At 64.9% G+C, this 3,221-nt stretch carries 4 protein-coding genes; 1 reads left to right on the top strand and 3 read right to left on the bottom strand.

What is annotated here, in order from left to right:
* The coding region (locus ON45_RS14995; protein WP_206537709.1) for a PhoU domain-containing protein at positions 1-745 on the top strand (745 nt) is incomplete at its 5' end.
* A gap of 4 nt (positions 746-749) precedes the next feature.
* Here the strand turns inward: ON45_RS14995 and ON45_RS15000 are convergent.
* The 3 genes from ON45_RS15000 to phoU all read right to left on the bottom strand — a co-directional run.
* Positions 750-1,445: a response regulator gene (locus ON45_RS15000; RefSeq protein ID WP_040494816.1), complete on the bottom strand. Its 696-nt coding sequence runs from the start codon at positions 1,443-1,445 to the stop codon at positions 750-752.
* Entirely contained in the window at positions 1,442-2,638 is a 1,197-nt protein-coding gene (locus ON45_RS21660) for a sensor histidine kinase (RefSeq protein ID WP_051063139.1), read from the bottom strand. Before ON45_RS21660 ends, ON45_RS15000 begins: the two co-directional genes overlap by 4 nt.
* Before the next feature lie 2 nt (positions 2,639-2,640).
* Positions 2,641-3,221: phosphate signaling complex protein PhoU (gene phoU, locus ON45_RS15010; RefSeq protein ID WP_051063140.1), on the bottom strand; the 581-nt coding region annotated here is incomplete at its 5' end.

Consider the following 3,221-nt stretch of genomic DNA (forward strand, 5'->3'; position numbering starts at 1 on the left):
GTGGTGGGATTCTTCATCGTCCTCCCTCTCATCGGCGTCGCATTGCTGCGCTGACGGAAAGCAGTTCAACACCATGGTCATGTCGTTCTTCAAGAAATCGTCCGGTGGGCTCGAACACGTCGTCACCCGTTCGGTCGGGATGCTCGGCGAAGCGCGACGTTCCTTCGACCTCGCGACGCTGGCGCTGCTGACCGACACCGACTGGACCGCGGTCGATGCCGACATCCGCGAGACCGATCAACGGATCAACCAGACCGAGCAGGAGCTCCGCTCCGAGCTGGTCGTCCACGTCGCCGTCCAGGGTTCGGCCGACATCGGTTCGGTGCTCGGGATGATCCTGCTGCTGAAGAAGATCGAACGGATCGGCGACCAGGCCAAGAACGTGCTCGATCTCGCCGAGAGCGGGGTGATGCTCGCGCACGAGCCGGACACCGATGCGCTCCTGGCCGAGCGTGGCATCATCTCGACGATGTTCGGCGAAGCCGCCGAGTTGCTGTCCGATCACGACGAGGACCGGATCGAGGAGTTCGCCCAGCGGGCCGGGGAGCTGATCGATGCACACCAGACACAGATCCTCGCGTACCTGCACTCGGACCGACCGGGACACGAGGTCGTCCCCCGTGCGATCTACTACCGGTATCTGAAGCGGATCGTGGCGAACCTGCTCGGCGTGGTCCGCACGGTCGACGAACCGCTCCCGACCCTCGACTATCTCGACGACGGGGCCACCGACACCGACGACTGACCGATCAGCGGGAGTACTTGTAGCCCAACCCGCGGATCGTGGTGATCCGCGTCGGTTGCGAGGGGTCGGTCTCGATCTTGCCGCGGAGACGCTTGATGTGGACATCGAGCGTCTTGGTGTCACCGACGTAGTCGAGCCCCCACACCCGGTCGATGAGGGTTTCGCGTGGGAGTACCTGGCCGGCGTTCGCGAGCAGCAGGTGGAGCAACTCGAACTCCTTGAGCGGGAGCGACAACGATTCCCCGTTCACGGTGACCAGATGCTGGCCGGGATCGAGCGACACACCGTCGACAGCGAGACAGGCCGAGTCGAGCGGCGCGCCGTTGTGATGTTCGGGAGCCCGACGGAGCACCGCGCGCATCCGCGCGACCAGTTCCCGCAGGCGATACGGCTTGGTGACGTAGTCGTCGGCTCCGACCTCCAGGCCGACCACCGTGTCGATCTCGGCTCCCTTGGCGGTGACCATGATGATCGGAACCTGGGTCCGCTTGCGCAGCTGCCGACACACATCGATGCCACTCACCTTCGGCAACATCACATCCAGCAGCACCAGATCAGGATCGACCGAATCGAACCGATCGAGCGCTTCGGCGCCGTCGATCGCGAATTCCACCTTGAACCCCTCGCGAGTGAGCCCGATGGTCAGTGCATCGACGAAACTCGGTTCGTCCTCGACAACAAAGATGGTTGCTTCGCTCATTGATGTTGCTCACGTATCGTGTCAGGGGTCGAATGTTCGGAATGACCGGACTCGGCGGTGTCGGCGGACCCGGCGGTGTCGGAACCCTCTTCGACCGACAGGACGAGCGAGAGCGGGAGCCGCAGGACGAAGGTCGAACCCTCCCCTTCCTCCGACGACAACAGCACTTCACCGCCGTGGTTCGAGGCGACGTGTCGGACGATCGACAAGCCGAGTCCGCTCCCGCCGGTTTCCCGGCTCCGGGCACGGTCCACCCGGTAGAAGCGCTCGAACACCCGTTCCAGGTCGCGTGCCGGAATCCCGATCCCCTGGTCGGCGACCAGCACCTCGATGCCATGGTCGTCGATTCGGGTCCGGACCTGCACCGTCCCGTCGTCCTCGCTGTACTTGACCGCGTTCTCGACGAGGTTGCCGAGCGCGGCGAGCAGCTGACGGCCGTCCGCTCGGAGCAGCACGCGTTGTGAACACTCGATTGCCGTGACCGACACGTTCTTCGAGGAGTCGACGACCTTGCCTCGCGCGATCGCGGCCTGGACCACGTCATCCAACGCAACGGTCTCCTCGAGCAGCCGACCTGCCTCGATGCGCGACAACTCGAGCAGGTCGTCGATCGCGCGGACGGCACGATGCGACTCGTCGACCATCCGGCCGGCGACCCGGTCGATCACCTCCCGGTCGGTCTCACCGAACAACGCCTCTGCCAGCACGGCGATCGCTCCCACCGGAGTCTTCAGTTCGTGTGAGATGTTGGCGACGAAGTCGGTGCGCATCATGTTGATCCGCGACCGTTCGCTGACGTCTTCCACCGTTGCCACGGCGTAGCCGTTCGGCATCGGCTCGGCCACGAGCTGGAGCGCCACCCGCGGCGGACCGTGGAGTTCGACGAGGTCGTCCGTACTGGAACCGCCGCGTGCCGCATCCAGCGCCCGCGACAGATGGTCGTCGACGATGATGCCCACGTGGGTCCCGTGCATCGCCGACGCGGCCCGGTTGCGGTACACCGAGGAACCATCGGCGGCGACGACGATCACGCCGAGATCGAGTTCGTCGGCCGCCATGCGCAGAACGGTGCCGAGGTCGTCAGCTGCAGCGGAGTCGTCGGGCGACTGCGCGTCGGCCATCCATCGACGAGCCCCGAGCACGCCGGCGGCCGCACCGCCGAGCAGCGAGACCACGACGATGAGCCAGATCACGTTTACGACGATTCGGGATCAGTGGTTGCAGGCACTTCATTCCCGCTCTCGGCATACGGGTGCTCAGGAATCCACCCGTCGACGATGTAGCGCGTCCGGTCACCCACGTTGACGGCGTGATCGCCGATCCGCTCGTAGAAGCGAGCGACCACCGCGAGCTGAACCGCGACCTGGAGGTCGATGTTCCCTGCGGCGTGACTCTCGAAGATCACCTGGATGAACTGGCGGTGCAGGTCATCGAGATACGCGTCCATGTCGTGCAGCGCCGCCGCTCGTGCGGCATCGCCTTGCAGATACGCCTCCGTTGCCTCTTTGAACAACACGGCGGCCTGCGCACCACACTTGTGAATGATGCCGCGCACGTGGCTGTCGAGCTGATGGCTGTAGATCCGACGCGCCGCCTTGCAGATGTTCACGCACAGGTCTGCGGATCGTTCGATGTCGGCGATGATCTTGATCGCCGACACCATCTCGCGCAGGTCCTTGGCGACCGGAGCCTGCAGCGCGATGAGGCTGTAGCAGTCCTCTTCGGCCTTGAGTGCCTGCCGGTCGTACTCGGCGTCGCCCAGGATGACGTATTCGG

Origin of the sequence: Ilumatobacter nonamiensis YM16-303, from assembly GCF_000350145.1 — a bacterium.
GTDB classification, from domain to species: domain Bacteria; phylum Actinomycetota; class Acidimicrobiia; order Acidimicrobiales; family Ilumatobacteraceae; genus Ilumatobacter_A; species Ilumatobacter_A nonamiensis.